Below are 14,769 nucleotides of genomic sequence, written 5' to 3' on the forward strand. Positions count from 1 at the left end.
GCTACGAGCGCTATGCCAACCACTTCTGCGCCTTCCTCACCCTCGCCGCCGCCCTCACCTGCTTCAAGAAACTCGCGAAATGAGACAAGCTCTAATGAGCACCATTTTTGATCCGTCCAGCGGCCTGAATTCGGCTCGACTGAGCGATTGTTGCCAGGAAATGGTTTCTGGCAGCAGGCCGGTCATGAGGTGGTGGCGCGATGCCCGCCGGGTATGTGCGATCAGTATTCCGGCGCCGATCGGCGGGTCGGTGACACCGGTGTTGAAGCAGGCTCCGTCTGCGGTGGGGCAGACCACGGGGTGAACATGCTCCCGCAGTGCAAAGAGCGCGAACATGCGTCGACGCCTGCCCACCGTACTGGGCGCTGGAGCCCCAGCTCAGACACCAATCGCACAGCAGTGGGGTGATCACGTACATACTGCCGTGGCGGCCCTGTTCGTCGTGTTCGCGTGGCGTTCGCATGACGGTGGCGGGCGAGGGGTGCTGGCTCTACTTCTTGCCCGTGGGGATGAGTATGAGCCATGCATGACAAGGACGAGAAGTCCACGCGGGACAGCTGACGAGAGGTCGTAGTCAGCTAGCTCATCTGTCGAAGCAAGGGCAATCGTTTGGTGAGAGGGCGCGTGCCCCGGGGCGGACGCCGACGGTCACCCCGGTCGATGTGGTGGCTTGTAGAGATCGTCAAGGCGGAGTGGCGCGGGCTGGGGCAGGGGCACGCCGTCCGTCGTCTGGCAGGACTGGAGGAAGAAGGCGAGCAAACGGCGGGAAGCGGCCATGGCGACCTCTGGGGACTCCTGCACGACCCCGTTGTTCGCCAGGAGCAGGAGGGTGACGTCGCTGGGGTCGAAGTCCTTGCGCAGCTGCCCGGTGTCCTTCGCACGCTGTACCAGCTGGACGAGTCCTGCCTCGGCGCGGGCGCGTTCACGATGGACATCGGGCGCGTCGGGAAATTGGGAGAGGAACGCGGCGCTGAACCCGCGGTCCTGGGCCTGCATCCTGCACACCTTGGTGAGGACGGTGCGAAGACCGCGCCAGGGATCGTCGTCCTGAATGGCTTCGTCGAGGGCTGCGACGCACTGGGCCAGTTGTTCGGAGAACGCCGCAGCGATCAGCGAGCCGCGTGTCGGGAAGTGCCGGTAGAGGGTGGCGGCACCCACGGCCGCTCTTCGGGCGATTGTGCTGGACGGTACGTCGGTGCCGTTGAGAGCGTACGCCTCGCGGGCGGCCTGGAGGAGCCGGGCGCGGTTGTGCCGGGCGTCGGCTCTCTTGCCCCGGTACGGGGATGCCGGAGGCGGAGGGGGCGGGTTCCGAGACGGTTGAGCGGGCATGTCTCCCACTTAAGCACAAGTGGAAGACGTCGTTCGTTTAGCGGGTTAGCGTGAACTAGTACCGCGGCATCCCGCGGCCAGATCTCGGCCGCAGAAATGAGCGGCCGCGAGTTCTCCTGCTCACCGACATGCCATGTATACGGAGGTTGTCCGTGTTTGCTGTGCAATACCACCGCTATGGTGGTCCCGAAGTCCTTCGCGTAGAGGAAGTCGAAGAACCGCACGCCGGGCCCGGTCAGGTCCGCATCGCCGTACGTGCCACCGGCGTTACCCCTGCTGACTGGTATCTGCGCTCAGGGATGCTGCGGGACATCGCCACCGTGGACTTCCCCCATATACCCGGCATGGATGCCGCCGGGACCGTCGACGAGGTGGGAGAGGGAGCGACCGGCACCGCCGTGGGGGATGAGGTCTTCGGCCTCGTCCCCGTTGCGGACCAGGGAGGCGCCACGGCCCAGTACGCCGTGCTGGAGGCCTGGGCGCCCAAACCTCAGTCATGGTCTTTCGAGGAAGCGGGTGGCGCCGCGGGCAACATCGACACGGCCACGCGTGTCTTGGACGCCCTCGAGGCCGCCGAGGGCATGACCTTGCTGATCGAGGGTGCCGCCGGAGGCGTCGGCACCACTACCGCGCAACTCGCCCAGGCCCGCGGCCTCACCGTGATCGGCACCGCGAGCGAAGGCAACCACGGCTTTCTCGCTCAGCTCGGCGTCGTACCGGTCACCTACGGGGCGGGACTGGCCGATCGCCTTGCCCCACTGGCTCCGCTCGGTGTCGACGTGGTTCTGGACGCGGCCGGCAAGGGCTCTCTTGCCGATCTGGTGACCATCGTCGGCGACCCGCACCGCGTGGTGACCATCGCAGACTTCGACGCCGCCCGGCACGGAGTGCGGTTCTCCCGCTCCGAAGCAGGAAAGTCGCCGGGCTGGGCAGGACTGCCACTGGCGGCCAACCTCGCCGACCAGGGCCGCCTCACCGTCCCGCTGCACGCCGTGTTCCCGCTGAAGGAGGCCGCCACAGCTCACGACGTCAGCGCTACTGGCCACGCGCGCGGCAAGATCGTAATCACCGTGCCCTGACACGACGGACGATTCGGCCCGCAGCAGGGCGGCCACGGCCTCGGCGGCCCTCGCCGACCTGGGCCTGGCCGCCGTCGTCGATGCCCGTGAGCCCGTATCGGCTGCACATCGAGATGCGCATCCTCGTGGCTGCCCTGGCCGTTGCCGCTGGAACGCGCGCGATCAGCGTTTTCTCCTGCGACAGGTCCGAGCGGAGTTCGTCGCGCATGAACCTGGTCAGCCGCTGTTTGATTGCCTCGGCCTCGGTTTTCGGCCTGCCGAATCCACTGCCGACAGCGACCCGACCACACTCCGGTTCTCCAACAGGAGACCGCGCCGCGCGGAGATACGTCCGCTCATCGGCAATAGCGGGTGTTGTAGCGGCAACATTCTCGCCTGGCGCTGCCCGCGAGACGAGGTTCGAGCAAGGCCAGGCAGACGTCGGCGACGTCGCCAGGGGTAGCAGGAAACTGGGCACGCTCACCCGTACATGAATGGGTGAACAACTCAGTACGCCACAGCTCTCTAGCTGGCGTCATGTTCGGCTCCGTCCGCTGTGGAGCGTGAGGGTCTGTCAAATCAACGGTGGATCGCGTTGACCCCGGGCGGCAGCAGGGGATGCGCCGGCTTGCGGCAGGCCCAGTCGCGCTCGAGCTGCCCGACGGCGAGGATCAGGCGCGCCGCCAGTTCGGCGGCGTTGACGCCGGGCCGGGTGCGGTCCGGCGCGTCGCGCTGCGGGTAGAGGTCGTTGTACCGCCACCCGGTGTGCGCGTTGCGGCCGCGGAGGGTGACGCGCACCCACTCCAGTCCGCCCTGGCAGAGCATGACCTGTTCCTCGGTCGGCTCGCCGACGATGACCGCGGATGCAGTGCAGCCGCGCGCAACGAGGTCCTTGGTGCCGAATCCGCCGGCCTCCTCGTCGACGGCGCTGTGCACCTCGAACCGGCCGTCGAGTTCGATCCCGCAGTCGTGGATCGCCTTCGCAGCGGCGATCGCGGCGGCGATCCCGGCCTTCATGTCGTAGCCGCCACGCCCGTAGAGCCGGCCGTCGCGGATCTCACCGCCGAACGGGTCGAACGACCACGCGGACCGGTCGCCGACGGGCACGACGTCGATGTGTCCATTGAGGATCAGGCTGCGTTCCGCGGAGCCGTCGCGGAAAGCGCGCACGCTGGGCCGGGCGGGGAACGCCTCGTGCTGCTCGGTGGTCAGGCCCGCCTCGGCCAGGTGCGCGGCCACCAGCCGTTGGGCGTCCGCCTCGCGGTTGATGCCTTCGGCGGACTCGAACTTCGGATTCACGGTCGGGATCCGCATCAGCTCTTGCGTCAGCTCGATGGGGAAAGTCCGGTCCTGCTGGACCCGGGCAGTCACCGCCGCTACGGCGCTAGCTGTGTCCATTGCTTCCTCTTTCGTGAGATAGCGGGGCTGTTCGGGGTTAGCTGCGGGTCGATCGCCATCCGGTGTATTCCTGCACCGCGGCGGCGTCGACGGGGAAGGACGGGTGCGTCCCGGCTGAGCTGCACCGGGCAAGGCGTTTCGGTCCGCCGCGGTGGAGTGGTAAGCCGGGTGCTCAGGAGCTGCGGGGCAGCATCGGGCGCCGGAACGGGATGGCGCGGTCGGCCGACCACGGCGCGGACGGGGCCCGGCACAGCCACGCGAAGCGCAGCAGCACCGCGTCGTAGTTGACGCGCCAGCCCGCGAAGTCGCGCCAGGTCTGCTCCCGGTCCGGCTTTATCGGTGCTCCGGCCTCGACCAACCGCTGGCACACGGCGTCGTACTCGGCGCGTTCGATGGAGATCGGGTCGTCCGGGGCGGGGTCGGGATCGTAGGGCATGCCGAAGAAGTCCCCGATGCGGCGCAACGCCACGTATCCGGACCGGATGCACAGCTCGGCCGCCGGTTGTCGCGGGACATCCACTGTGGACAAGATGAGCGCGGCGGTGTCCAGGACAGCACCGGCGGCGGTAATCCACGACCGGTCCGGTTGGGGCGAGCGGAAATGCACCAGGCTCGGCGACGTGGTGTGCGTCTCCTCGATGTCGGCGAACCAGCGGGCCCAGTCGCGCCAGAACCATTCGAGATCGTCCAGGCCGCCAATGCGTGCGAGCCGTTCCAGCAGCGTGGCCGCGAACGGTGGGCTGCCCGCCTGGGTCTCCAGGTCAGTCACCATCACCTCGCGCCGTGAGAAGGAGCCGTAGATCGACGGCAGGTACGAGATGAGCAGTGCCAGCAAGACCAGCCCCAACGCGGCCTCGGAGAACACCAGCAGCGCCGTCAGCGCGTTGACCGGGGCGCTGAATCCCAGGGTGAACAGCGACGATCCGCTTTCGAAGAACGCGGCCTGCCATCCCCGGACGCCCACCGCCCAGAACATCGCGGTGTATCCGGCGAGGACGAGGACCAGCCACGTCGCGGGCAGCGCCAGCAGCGACAACGGCGCGTACAGCGCGCGCACCCGGTCCTGCCTGCGGTAGTCGCCGCCGCCCCCGAGCGGGGAGAAGATCGCGTCCATTGCCAGGAACACCCAGCGCGTGATCCGCACCGGGGTGGCGCGCGGCACTACCACGGTCTGAACGGCCGACAGCAGTGTGACGACCACACACGCCACGCCCGCCAGACCCACGAGCGCAGCGACCACGACATCCACGCGCCACACCTCGATTGCCGAAAGTCTCCAGCACGTCACAACGCCCGAGTCTGCCGAACCACGACTCCCGTGTCTCGGCAAGCGCACGGAACTGCCGACGAGCCGTGCCGTGCACCGCGCCTCGGGCGGGGTGGCGCCCGAGGGGATTCATCGCCTGCCTGTTTGACCTCGGCGGCGTGCTGACCGCGCTCCAGGCCCCACACTCCGCCGGAGGTCCCGCGGTTCCGGAGGTCGCCACCCGGCTTCGTGGCCGCGGCCCACCGGGCAGTAACTGCGCCCGACACCAGTCAGAACCGGGGCTCTTTCATGGGGGTGATGCCCTCGTAGAGGGCGGCGAAGTCAGCACGATCGTAGCCCTGCTGGGCGGCGTGCTCCAGGTGCCCGAGCGTTGCCTGGATGCCGTCTAGTCCTTGGCCTGCGGCCTCGAGGACCAGCCGGGCGTCCTTGGCGGCATGGGTGACGGGGAAGCTGACGGGATAGTCGTTGTTGATCATCTCGTCGGCTTTGAGGTGCGCATAGGGCACGTCGAGGAGACCGCCACTGATGGTCTCCAGGAATTGTCGTGGGTCGAGACCGAGTCGTTGGGCCAGGGCCACACATTCCGCGGTCCCGTTGGTAACCGCCAACACCCAGGCGTTGGCGACAAGTTTGAGCCTGCTAGCGGCCCCAGCTTCGCCTACGGTGATGGTGCGGGATCCGACTGCGTCGAAGATCGGCTGACACCGCGCCAGGGTCTGTTCTGGGCCGGAGGCGAGCACCACCAATGTGCCCTGCTCGGCGGGTTGTTTGGTCCCGACCACGGGTGCGTCCGCGAACGCCACGGCCGCGTCGGCTGCTTGGCTGGCGAACTGGTCGGTGTAGGCCAAGCCAACAGTGCTCATTTGTGCCCACGTCGCGGCGCCATCCATTGTGGCCAGTGCGCCATCGGGTCCGGACATCACGGTCTCAACAGTGGCTCCGTCGGCGAGCATCGTGACCACGACGTCGGCGCCGCGAGCTGCCTCGGCCGGCGTCTGCGCCGGAGTGGCTCCGCGTTCGACGAGAGGGCGAGTCTTGGCAGCAGTGCGGTTCCACACGCGCACCTGCATGCCGGCCTCAAGCAGGTTGGCGGCCATCGGCCCGCCCATGATGCCTGTTCCCAACACGGCGACGAGCACTGGTACCTCCGCACGCAGTCGCGGTCCTGAGCGCCACCGAGCTTGACAGCTTGTCGACGCATCCGCCTGCCGGCAACCACGCCCCTGGGTGCGGAGCTCCGGTGCACGTCATTTGATTTGGCCCCGGGGGCGTTGCTGCGGGTCTCCTTCCGCGCGGCGGAGGACCTCGCGGGTCAGCGGCGCGACGTAGTCGCCGGAACGGGACACCGCAGCAACGCCGCGATGAGATTGCGCTCGATCCAGGCACTGCTGGCCTCGGAAACGGCGCGTTCACCCCGCTAGACCGGTTCGTGATGGAGCTGTTCCGCACGATCTCGCCGAACGGGGGCAGCCTCTCGACCACGGGCACGAAGCGCGGTATCGAGCCTCGCTCCGGCAGCGTTCTCACCCCTCACCTTGAGACGAGCCAAGACCCCCGGCACTGGGGCAACCCGGAGGAGTTCGATCCGGATCGCTACAAGGCGGCGTCGACGAGCGTCGACAACGACGAGGCGAGATGCCGGGAGGTTGGGTTTGCTCACTGCCCCTTCACACCCGAACCGTTCGCCGTCAACGATGGCCGCCAGGCGCAACTGACCAACAGCGCGTTCGGCGCCGTCTACGGCCTGGCCGACAGCACCGCGTATCCGCTGTGCGACACGGCTGGCTACGCGCCGTTCGGGTTCGGCTACCGCCGCTGTGCCGGTGAGTACATCACCGTGGAGTTCTTCAAGGACTTGTTGTCGTAGACCAGGACCACACCGACGTGGCAGCTCTCCGCGTGTCCTGCCAGTGTTGGCAGGCGGCCACGCCGATGGCGCGCACAGCTTGCGTCACCTACGTCGCGCAGTTGGCTGGCGCTGAGGTGGTGGGCGCCTACGGGCCGCAGCAGGTGACTCCGGCGCAACAGAAGCAGGGTGTGCCCATGGACGTGCGTCCGGGCGACGTGGGCGGCGTTCGTTCAGCATCAGGGGGTGGTGTGAATGACGACACCTCCGTTCGGTGAGCCAGACGGCGACGGTGCGGGGCGAGCCCCGGATGGTTCCGACGGGGCTGAGGACCGCCACGGCGTGTCTGAGGATGCGGCTGGCGAGGAAAGGACTGCGGCTGGGCGCGACGAGCATGCCGCTGCCGAGGGGAGCACGGCGACCGAGTGCGCCCAGGAAATGGGGGCGGGCGAGGGGAGCAGGGATGATGCGCTCCCGTACGGTTTCCCCGCAGCGTTGTGGCGGGCGTTGGAGCGGCATCGGCCACCGGGCTTGGGCAGATCTCGGCTGTGGCGCAGCCCGCTGCGTGGTCCGTGGTTGACCTCGGTGTTCGGTGTTGTGCTGCTGGTGGGGTTGCCGATCGTCATCGTTACCGGGCTGTTGTCCTACATGGCCTACGGTCCGCAGCTGGGGCAGGCGATACCTGCGGATGTGGGTTGGCTGCATTTGCCGTACTTCGACTGGCCGGCAAGGCCGTCGTGGTTGTACCAGCTGAACCAGGGGCTGCATGTCGGGCTGGGACTCGTTCTCGTGCCCGTCGTGCTGGCGAAGTTGTGGTCGGTGGTGCCGAGGTTGTTCTCGTGGCCTCCGGCGCGTTCCGCGGCGGAGGTGGTGGAACGGTTGTCGTTGTTGCTGCTGGTCGGCGGGATCCTGTTCGAGATCGTCACCGGTGTGCTCAACATCCAGTACGACTACGTGTTCGGGTTCAGTTTCTACACCGCGCACTACTTCGGCGCGTGGGTGTTCTCGGGCGCGTTTCTGGTTCACGTGGTGGTGAAGCTGCCGCGGTTGGTCACGGCGTTGCGCTCCCGGTCGTTCCGAGCCGAGATGCGAACGTCGCGAGCCGACACGCAGCCGGAACCGCCCGATCCGGGCGGGCTCGTCGCGGTCGACCCGGCTGAACCCACGCTCAGTCGTCGTGGAGCGCTGACGCTGGTGGGCGGTGGGGCGCTGCTGGTCGCTGCGTTGACCGCCGGGCAGACCATCGGAGGGTTCACCCGTGGTTCCGCCGTGCTGTTGCCGCGCGGTCGGTCGTACGGGGTGGGGCCGAACGATTTCCAGATCAACCGCACGGCAGCCGCCGCCGCGATCGTCCCCTCGGAGGTAGGCCCGAGTTGGCGGCTGGCGCTGCTCGGTGAGCGGGTGGTGATGATCGACCGGGTCAGTTTGCTGCAGTTGCCGCAGCACACGGCCACGCTGCCCATCGCGTGCGTGGAGGGCTGGGCCACGGTCCAGACCTGGAGCGGGGTGCGCCTGCGCGACCTCGCCGCGATCGTGGGCGTGCAGCAGCCCAGTCGGGCGCACGTCCAGTCGCAGGAACAGGTTGGGGCCTTCAACCAGGCCACCTTGCAAGCCAATCAGATCGCCGCCCCGGACGCGCTATTGGCGTTGTGGGTCAACGGTGTTGATCTGTCGATCGACCACGGTTATCCGGCGCGGATCATCGTGCCCGCACTGCCGGGGGTGCACAACACGAAGTGGGTGCGGTCGATCGAGTTCCGGGGTGGCTGAGATGCGTCGTTGGTCCGCGGCTTGGGTGCGCGGGTACGGCGCGAGCCCGCTGCATTTGCTGGTGCTGCTGGTGTGCTTCGCGATCACCGGCTACGTCGCCTTTCAGCTGTGGCGTGAGCCGCTGTTGATCCGGATGCTCGTGTGGTTCGCAGCGGCCATCATCGTCCACGATCTAGTGCTGTTCCCGCTCTACGCCCTCGCTGACCGGTCGTTGACAGCGGCGGTGCGCACCAGGCGGGCAGCCGCGGAGCGCCCGAGGGTGTCGCCGCTGAACTACATCCGCGTCCCGGCCATGGGGGCCGGTCTGCTGTTCCTACTGTTCCTCCCTGGCATCATCCAACAGGGGGCGCCGACCTACCTCGCGGCGACCGGGCAGACACAAGCACCCTTTCTCGTGCGGTGGCTCGTGCTGGTGCTGTGCCTGTTCGCCGCCAGCGCCCTCGCGTACGCAGTCCGCGTAGGTCGCGACCACCTCCGGCTGAGACGCGAGCGGCGACCAGCGGCCGCCAGCGAGCCCGAGGAAGATGATTGAGCAGCAAGGAAAATCACGTCTTCGGAGCAGCCAGGTGCTTCTTGGTTCGGCCCCGTCGCTCGGGAGATCGACGCTCCGGCGCCAAGCCTCATCCGACGAGAGTGTCCTGAATGGATAGTTGGGGGCTCTCCTCGACGCATTGTGAAGATCGGCATATCTGGTTTCAGGACAAGAACTTGTCCAGCGTGATCGGGAGATCCCGTACGCGCACGCCGGTGGCGTGGTGCGCGGCGTTGGCGATTGCTGCCGCGGTCCCGACGATGCCCAGCTCGCCGATTCCCTTGGCGCCCAGGGGGTTGACGTACGGGTCCGCCTCGTCGAGGAAGTCGACCTCGATCGTGCCGACGTCGGCGTTGGTCGCGATGTGGTAGGTGGCGAAGTCGTGGTTGACCACGTGCCCGAACCGGGAGTCGAGCTCGCCCGCCTCGTGCAGGGCCATCGACAGACCCATCGTCATACCCCCGAGCAGTTGGGAACGGGCGGTCTTGGGGTTGATGATGCGGCCTGCGGCGAAGACTCCGAGCAGGCGCGGCACTCGGATCTCGCCGCTGTCCTCGCGGACCCGCACCTCGGCGAACTGCGCCCCGAAGCTGTGCATCGCGTACTGGCCTTCATACGGGGTTCCGGTGTCCGTGCCGATGGCCTCGAGGCCATCGTCCGGGAGTCCACCGGTTTCCAGGCGCTCGCGTAGTTCGCGGGCGCCGTTGTGGATCGCCGTGCCCCAGCAGCCGAGCCCGACCGACCCACCGGCGGGTGCGGCCCCGGGCAGCGCCGAGTCGCCGATCTGCAGCTCGACGTCCTCGAACGGCACCCCGAGTTCGTCTGCCGCAACCTGCCGCAGCGCCGTCCAGGTACCGGTGCCGATGTCCATCGCCGCGATCTGCACGACGAAACGTCCGTTGGGTGTGGCACGGACTCGTGCCGACGAGCCCGGAATCCGGAACACCGGATAGGTCGACGCCGCCACTCCGGTGCCCACCAGCCAGCCGTTCTCGCGCCGGGCGCGCGGGGTGCGCTCGCGGTGCGCCCAGCCGAACCTGCGAGCGCCTTCGAGGAGGCAGGCCACGAGGTTGCGGCTTGAATAGGGCAGTCCGGTCTCGGGGTCGGATTCCGGCTCGTTGCGGATCCGGAATTCGACGGGGTCCAGGTCGCATGCGATCGCCATCTCGTCCATCGCCGATTCGAGCGCGAACATGCCGGGGGCTTCCCCAGGCGCGCGCATGTACGTCAGCGGCGGGATGTCCAACGCCACCAGCCGGTGCGTCGTGCGTCGATCGGGCGCGGCGTACATCGTCCGGGTGCACACGGCCGTCTGCTCGGCGAACTCCTTGAACCGCGGGGTCGCCTCGATCACGTCGTGACTGATCGCCACCAGCCTGCCCTCGGAGTCGGCACCGAGCCGGATCCGTTGGACCGTGGGAGTCCGGGAGCCCACCAAACTGAACATCTGGTGGCGGGTCAACGCCAGCTTCACCGGTCTGCTCGCGACGAGCTTCGCCGCCATCGCGGCGAGGACCACGTTCCCATGCGGCGCGACCTTCGCCCCGAATCCGCCGCCGACGTGCGGGGCGATGACATGCACCTGCTCGGGAGCGAGCCCGAAAAGCGGGGCCACCGCCTGCTGAACCATCGTCACGCCCTGCGTGGAGTCGTAGAGGGTCAGTTCGTCATCGGACCAGATGGCGATGGTGGCATGCGGCTCCAGGGGATTGTTGATCTCGGCCGGCGTCGTGTACGTCTTGTCGAGCGCCACGGCCGCCGACGCCAGCGCGGCCTCGACATCGCCCTCGTCGGTGTCAGTGGCGAAGGTGGGGTTGATGTGGTCGGGGGCGTAGAGGTCGTCGCGGTCGGCCCTGAAGTCGGTGTCGTGCTTTTCCGCCTGGTATTCGATCCGGACCAGGCTTGCGGCGTGGCGGGCGGTCTCCAGGGTCTCGGCGATGACGCCGCCGACGAGCTGGCCGCGGAAGGCGATTCGGTCCGACTGCAGGATCGCAAGCTCCGGGTCGTCGCCCGGGGCCAGCTCGGGTGCGTTCTCGTGGGTGAACATCGCCAGCACGCCCTCTACGGCCAGCGCCGCCCTGGCATCGATGGAGGTCACGCGCCCGGTCGCGATCCTCGCCTGCAAGGGAAACAGGTAGGCCGGGCGGTGGACGGGCTGTTCGAACGCGTATCGGGCTTGTCCGCGGACCTTCTCACCGCCTTCCACCCGGCTGATCGACTCGCCGACGGAGCGGGTCACGGTTGTCGTGGTCATCGTCGTTCCTCCGGGAGTTCCAGCAATGTGTGTGCGATGACGTTGCGGGCCGGTGACGCCTTGAACGCGTTGCCCGGCAGCGGCTGGGCGTCGGCCGGTTCGGCGTCGCCGGTGCGGCGGAAACGCTGCTCGTTCGCTGCGGTGCCCCGCAGCACCGTGCAGGCTCCGCACTGACCGTGGCCACAGCTCTTCCTGGGACTGGTGATCCCCAATCGCTCTCGCTGCGTGTCCAACAGCGTTGTGCGCGGTTCGACGACGACCCAGTGCTCGTGGCCGCCGATACGGAGCGCGATTTCCACATCCTCGTTCGCTGCCAGGGCGGCTCGGACGAGCTGATGATGGACGTCTGCACGCAGTTCGTGCTGCCGTGTCGTCAACACTGGGGTCAGCCTCGGCTCGACACGCGTGCGCTCCAGTCGCTGAAGGCGACGAGAAGCTCGCGCAGGAACTTGATGGCGTCCTCGTCTGTGAGCCGCCCCTCCGCGTCGAACTTCTCGTAGGCCCGGGCGACGAGGACTTCGGGCCGCATCAGAGTGGGGCAGTTGTTGTAGGCCAGCGTTTGGCGCAGTTGGGTCTGAGCCCGGGCGGTACCGGTCATGCCGGGACTGGCACCAATGATCGCCACCGGCTTGTCCTGCAACACGGACTTACCTGGCGGACGCGAGGCCCAGTCGAGCGCGTTTTTCAACACTCCTGGCACGCCTTGCTGATATTCGGGCGTGGCGATGAGCAGTGCGTCGGCATCGGCGATGGCGTGCTTGAATCGCGCGACCGGCTCGGGATCTCCCCGTTGCTCGACGTCATAGTTGAACAGCGGGATGTGGTCGAGCTCGAAGGGTTCGATGGTCATCGCCGGGGGAGACAGTTCGACGGCGGCCCGCAGCAATGCGCGATTGTAAGATCCCGTGCGCAGGCTGCCTGCGACGCCCAGCGCTCTCAGTCGATCAGGGTCGCGGTCGTACATTGTCGTCCTTCCCGAACACCGTCGCGAACCGGCGAGAACGCCGGTGATGACTAAGTACGTCAATCATTCTTCCTGGCAATCGCTGCTGCGAGGCGATCGTCCGGCGCGCTGCGGTTTCGGGTGAGAACGCACCGCAGGAAGGAATCCACTGTGGATCGTGGTGTGCGCGAGTTGCGGTTGGCACGGTGGGTGGACGGTCCGACTTTCCAAGCCGCGGTATCAAGTGTTCTCCAACAGGCGGTAGCTCCCGTCTGCGCACAGGCGGGAGCTACGCATGAAAGCAGGGCTACGTTGCGGGCGAAGCGCTGCGGCTAACCGGAGGAGGTTTCGAGGACAGTCAGGGCGCGATCAGCAGCCCCAGCCACCCCAGCCACCCCAGCCGCCGCCCCAGCCCCAGCCGCCACGGCCGCCGCCCCAGCCGCTGCGGCCCCAGCCGCCACGGCCGCCGCCCCAGCCGCCGCCGCCCCAGCCGCCACGGCCGCCGCCGCCCCAGCCGCCTTGGCTGCTGAAGATTGCGCTGATCTTCATCGTGATCCCTCATCGTTCCAGGAGAGTGCAGTCATTTTCGTTGGACCTTCGGTTCAATCGTGCTGTGCAAGCGACAACACCAGCGCGCTTGGTCGGAATTGCGCGATCTTTAGTGCGAAATGGGGGCGGCGCAAGTAAAGGGTGTCGCCAGCTCCGCTATGTTGTGGTGCACCTGCCACAGTAGGGCTGAACGAGGGCACGCAAAGAGACTTTCGCCCTGAGTGCGATCCGCAGCCGAACGATCCGGCTCGCTCATGGATGGGGGCGCTCACCGCCCTTCCCTTTGCCCGCGAACTTCCTCACTGGTGTGTCCCATGCACGCCCGTGGGACGCCGCTGCGTCGGCGGTGCTCGACGAAGTGGAAGCGATCAAGCCGGCAACTGGCGTTCGAGCTCACCTGCTATACGGCGAGTGGCTGCGTCACGGGAACCGGCGTCTGGGCACACGCGGGCAACTACGTTTGGCCCACGAGATGTTCAGCGGATCGGCGCCGAGGCGTTCGCTGAGCGTTGTGGGGCTCGAATATTCATCGTCGCTGCTCAAGTGAAATATCGGCACTCGTTGGTAACGCCGCCGAGGACGCGGGTGCGTAGGACGTGGCGGGTCGGCGAATCCTGTACCGAGGGCGGTTGGTCCTGGGGTTCGGGTGGTAGCTGGTTCCGGGCCTGGTGGGGGCGATGCTTGTTGTAGTGCTGCTGGTATTCGGCAAGAACGCGGCGAGCGTGGGCCGCATTGAAAATGAGGACGTGGTTGAGGACTTCTCGGCGGAGGGTGCCGATCGCTCTCTCATAGTGGGCGTTCGCTCGGAGTGCCTGGACCGGTGTCTTGATGATCTGGATGTCGTCGGTTTGGAACTCCGTGTCGAAGGCGTCGGTGTACTTGCTGTCGCGGTCTCGGATGAGGAAGCGCAGCGAGTCCATACGTGTGCCGAGGTCGGCGGCGGGGTTGCGCGCTTGCTGAGTAGCCCAGGTCGCGGTCGGGTGTGCGGTGACGCCCGTGATGGGCAGGTGCCCGTGTGCGGTGTTCGAGGAAGATCAGGGCGTACAGGCGTTGCAGGCCGATGGTGTCGATGCTCAGGAAGTCGCAGGCGATCATGCTGGCGGCTTGTGCGGACAGGAACTCGCGCCAGGTCGGGCCGCGGCGGCGTGGGGCCGGATCGATGCCGGCTGCGGGCAGGATTTCCCAGACGGTGGAGGCAGTGATTGGGTGTCGGAGGCAGGCCAGTTCGCCCTGGATCTGTCCCCATCGGCTGTTTTCGCGGGCGAGACGGAGCACGAGCTCCTTGATGACCGGCTTCGTGGGCGGTCGTCCAGGTCGGCGCCGATCGGAGTAGTCCCAGCGTCGGGCCACCAGCTTGCGGTGCCAGGTCATCAGCGTGCCCGGCGTGACTGGGAAGACCTGCGCCCAGCGGCGGCGGGGGATCAGCGAGGACAGGGCGGAAAGCGCCCGGACGGCTTCATCGCCTGGCGCGCAAGCGGAGCCGCAGACTCCGCCGCTCTGGACAAGATGCTCGCGAAGGTCACCGGCCGTTAGGCGGTGGGATGCCCGTGAGCGTTTTTGGGCGCTATAGCAGCCAAAAGCACTCACGGGTGCTGGCCGACCGGACCGGGCGCTGCGCCGTCGGAATCCGCTAACGTGGTGGCACGGATAGAGGAACGAGGCCCGCCGGATTCCCTGATGGACCTCGACTTCCATGTTGCGTAACCGCGTTCAGTGGGCCAGCTTCATCGCCTTGGCGTAGCGGTTGATCGGCGGGAGCCAGCAGAAAACGAGCGTCAGCAGGCAGCAGGGCCAGGCTGCCACGAGCGTCCCGCCGACCGTGT

15 protein-coding genes are annotated in these 14,769 nt (G+C 67.5%); 5 read left to right on the forward strand and 10 right to left on the reverse strand.

The annotated features are described in order from the left end of the window. Positions 1-63 precede the first annotated feature (63 nt). Both AB0I53_RS47150 and AB0I53_RS47155 read right to left on the reverse strand, forming a co-directional pair. A complete protein-coding gene (locus tag AB0I53_RS47150) occupies positions 64-336 on the reverse strand; it encodes a hypothetical protein (RefSeq protein ID WP_358617100.1) in 273 nt (90 codons plus the stop codon). 312 nt (positions 337-648) lie between these two features. Continuing rightward, positions 649-1,329: a TetR/AcrR family transcriptional regulator gene (locus tag AB0I53_RS47155; protein WP_358617102.1), complete on the reverse strand. Its 681-nt coding sequence runs from the start codon at positions 1,327-1,329 to the stop codon at positions 649-651. A 152-nt stretch (positions 1,330-1,481) separates the two neighbouring features. Here AB0I53_RS47155 and AB0I53_RS47160 point away from each other — a divergent pair, with 152 nt between their 5' ends. Continuing rightward, entirely contained in the window at positions 1,482-2,408 is a 927-nt protein-coding gene (locus tag AB0I53_RS47160; RefSeq protein WP_358617104.1) for an NADP-dependent oxidoreductase, read from the forward strand. Positions 2,409-2,966: 558 nt separating this feature from the next. Here AB0I53_RS47160 and AB0I53_RS47165 read toward each other — a convergent pair. The 3 genes from AB0I53_RS47165 to AB0I53_RS47175 form a co-directional block, all read right to left on the reverse strand. Next, complete coding sequence (locus tag AB0I53_RS47165) at positions 2,967-3,785, reverse strand: M20/M25/M40 family metallo-hydrolase (protein WP_358617106.1); 819 nt, start codon at positions 3,783-3,785, stop codon at positions 2,967-2,969. A gap of 172 nt (positions 3,786-3,957) precedes the next feature. Beyond that, positions 3,958-5,034 carry a hypothetical protein gene (locus tag AB0I53_RS47170; RefSeq protein ID WP_358617108.1) on the reverse strand — a complete coding sequence of 359 codons (1,077 nt, stop codon included), beginning with the start codon at positions 5,032-5,034 and terminating at the stop codon, positions 3,958-3,960. 287 nt (positions 5,035-5,321) lie between these two features. Beyond that, complete coding sequence (locus AB0I53_RS47175; RefSeq protein WP_358617110.1) at positions 5,322-6,191, reverse strand: NAD(P)-dependent oxidoreductase; 870 nt, start codon at positions 6,189-6,191, stop codon at positions 5,322-5,324. A 293-nt stretch (positions 6,192-6,484) separates the two neighbouring features. Between AB0I53_RS47175 and AB0I53_RS47180 the strand changes: the two genes are divergently transcribed. The 3 genes from AB0I53_RS47180 to AB0I53_RS47190 all read left to right on the forward strand — a co-directional run bounded on the left by AB0I53_RS47180 (position 6,485) and on the right by AB0I53_RS47190 (position 9,200). After that, positions 6,485-6,919 carry a hypothetical protein gene (locus AB0I53_RS47180; RefSeq protein ID WP_358617112.1) on the forward strand — a complete coding sequence of 145 codons (435 nt, stop codon included), beginning with the start codon at positions 6,485-6,487 and terminating at the stop codon, positions 6,917-6,919. 321 nt (positions 6,920-7,240) lie between these two features. After that, a complete protein-coding gene (locus AB0I53_RS47185) occupies positions 7,241-8,668 on the forward strand; it encodes a molybdopterin-dependent oxidoreductase (protein ID WP_358617114.1) in 1,428 nt (475 codons plus the stop codon). A gap of 1 nt (position 8,669) precedes the next feature. Continuing rightward, positions 8,670-9,200: a hypothetical protein gene (locus AB0I53_RS47190; RefSeq protein ID WP_358617116.1), complete on the forward strand. Its 531-nt coding sequence runs from the start codon at positions 8,670-8,672 to the stop codon at positions 9,198-9,200. A gap of 163 nt (positions 9,201-9,363) precedes the next feature. On the opposite strand, the gene AB0I53_RS47195 is transcribed toward AB0I53_RS47190, so the two are convergent. From AB0I53_RS47195 to AB0I53_RS47215, 5 genes are all read right to left on the reverse strand, one after another. Further along, positions 9,364-11,454 carry a xanthine dehydrogenase family protein molybdopterin-binding subunit gene (locus AB0I53_RS47195; RefSeq protein WP_358617118.1) on the reverse strand — a complete coding sequence of 697 codons (2,091 nt, stop codon included), beginning with the start codon at positions 11,452-11,454 and terminating at the stop codon, positions 9,364-9,366. After that, positions 11,451-11,834: a 2Fe-2S iron-sulfur cluster-binding protein gene (locus tag AB0I53_RS47200; RefSeq protein ID WP_358617121.1), complete on the reverse strand. Its 384-nt coding sequence runs from the start codon at positions 11,832-11,834 to the stop codon at positions 11,451-11,453. Before AB0I53_RS47200 ends, AB0I53_RS47195 begins: the two co-directional genes overlap by 4 nt. A gap of 5 nt (positions 11,835-11,839) precedes the next feature. Beyond that, the gene (locus AB0I53_RS47205) at positions 11,840-12,418 is read right to left on the reverse strand and encodes an NAD(P)H-dependent oxidoreductase (RefSeq protein ID WP_358617124.1); all 579 of its coding nucleotides are present in this window, start codon (positions 12,416-12,418) and stop codon (positions 11,840-11,842) included. A 348-nt stretch (positions 12,419-12,766) separates the two neighbouring features. Next, the gene (locus AB0I53_RS47210) at positions 12,767-12,946 is read right to left on the reverse strand and encodes a hypothetical protein (protein WP_358617126.1); all 180 of its coding nucleotides are present in this window, start codon (positions 12,944-12,946) and stop codon (positions 12,767-12,769) included. 539 nt (positions 12,947-13,485) lie between these two features. Next, positions 13,486-13,866 carry an integrase core domain-containing protein gene (locus AB0I53_RS47215; protein ID WP_358617128.1) on the reverse strand — a complete coding sequence of 127 codons (381 nt, stop codon included), beginning with the start codon at positions 13,864-13,866 and terminating at the stop codon, positions 13,486-13,488. A 100-nt stretch (positions 13,867-13,966) separates the two neighbouring features. Here AB0I53_RS47215 and AB0I53_RS47220 point away from each other — a divergent pair, with 100 nt between their 5' ends. Continuing rightward, positions 13,967-14,479 carry a hypothetical protein gene (locus tag AB0I53_RS47220; protein ID WP_358617130.1) on the forward strand — a complete coding sequence of 171 codons (513 nt, stop codon included), beginning with the start codon at positions 13,967-13,969 and terminating at the stop codon, positions 14,477-14,479. Positions 14,480-14,769: the final 290 nt, after the last annotated feature.

This window comes from Saccharopolyspora sp. NPDC050389 (assembly GCF_040655595.1).
Taxonomy (GTDB): Bacteria; Actinomycetota; Actinomycetes; order Mycobacteriales; family Pseudonocardiaceae; genus Saccharopolyspora.

What these genes read in the sequence shown, in the direction of transcription:
- AB0I53_RS47150 (WP_358617100.1), bottom strand. Translation starts at nt 336, where the DNA reads ATGTTCGCGCTCTTTGCACTGCGGGAGCATGTTCACCCCGTGGTCTGC.
- AB0I53_RS47155 (WP_358617102.1), bottom strand. Translation starts at nt 1,329, where the DNA reads ATGCCCGCTCAACCGTCTCGGAACCCGCCCCCTCCGCCTCCGGCATCC.
- AB0I53_RS47165 (WP_358617106.1), bottom strand. Translation starts at nt 3,785, where the DNA reads ATGGACACAGCTAGCGCCGTAGCGGCGGTGACTGCCCGGGTCCAGCAG.
- AB0I53_RS47180 (WP_358617112.1), top strand. Translation starts at nt 6,485, where the DNA reads ATGGAGCTGTTCCGCACGATCTCGCCGAACGGGGGCAGCCTCTCGACC.
- AB0I53_RS47190 (WP_358617116.1), top strand. Translation starts at nt 8,670, where the DNA reads ATGCGTCGTTGGTCCGCGGCTTGGGTGCGCGGGTACGGCGCGAGCCCG.
- AB0I53_RS47195 (WP_358617118.1), bottom strand. Translation starts at nt 11,454, where the DNA reads ATGACCACGACAACCGTGACCCGCTCCGTCGGCGAGTCGATCAGCCGG.
- AB0I53_RS47205 (WP_358617124.1), bottom strand. Translation starts at nt 12,418, where the DNA reads ATGTACGACCGCGACCCTGATCGACTGAGAGCGCTGGGCGTCGCAGGC.
- AB0I53_RS47210 (WP_358617126.1), bottom strand. Translation starts at nt 12,946, where the DNA reads ATGAAGATCAGCGCAATCTTCAGCAGCCAAGGCGGCTGGGGCGGCGGC.
- AB0I53_RS47215 (WP_358617128.1), bottom strand. Translation starts at nt 13,866, where the DNA reads ATGGACTCGCTGCGCTTCCTCATCCGAGACCGCGACAGCAAGTACACC.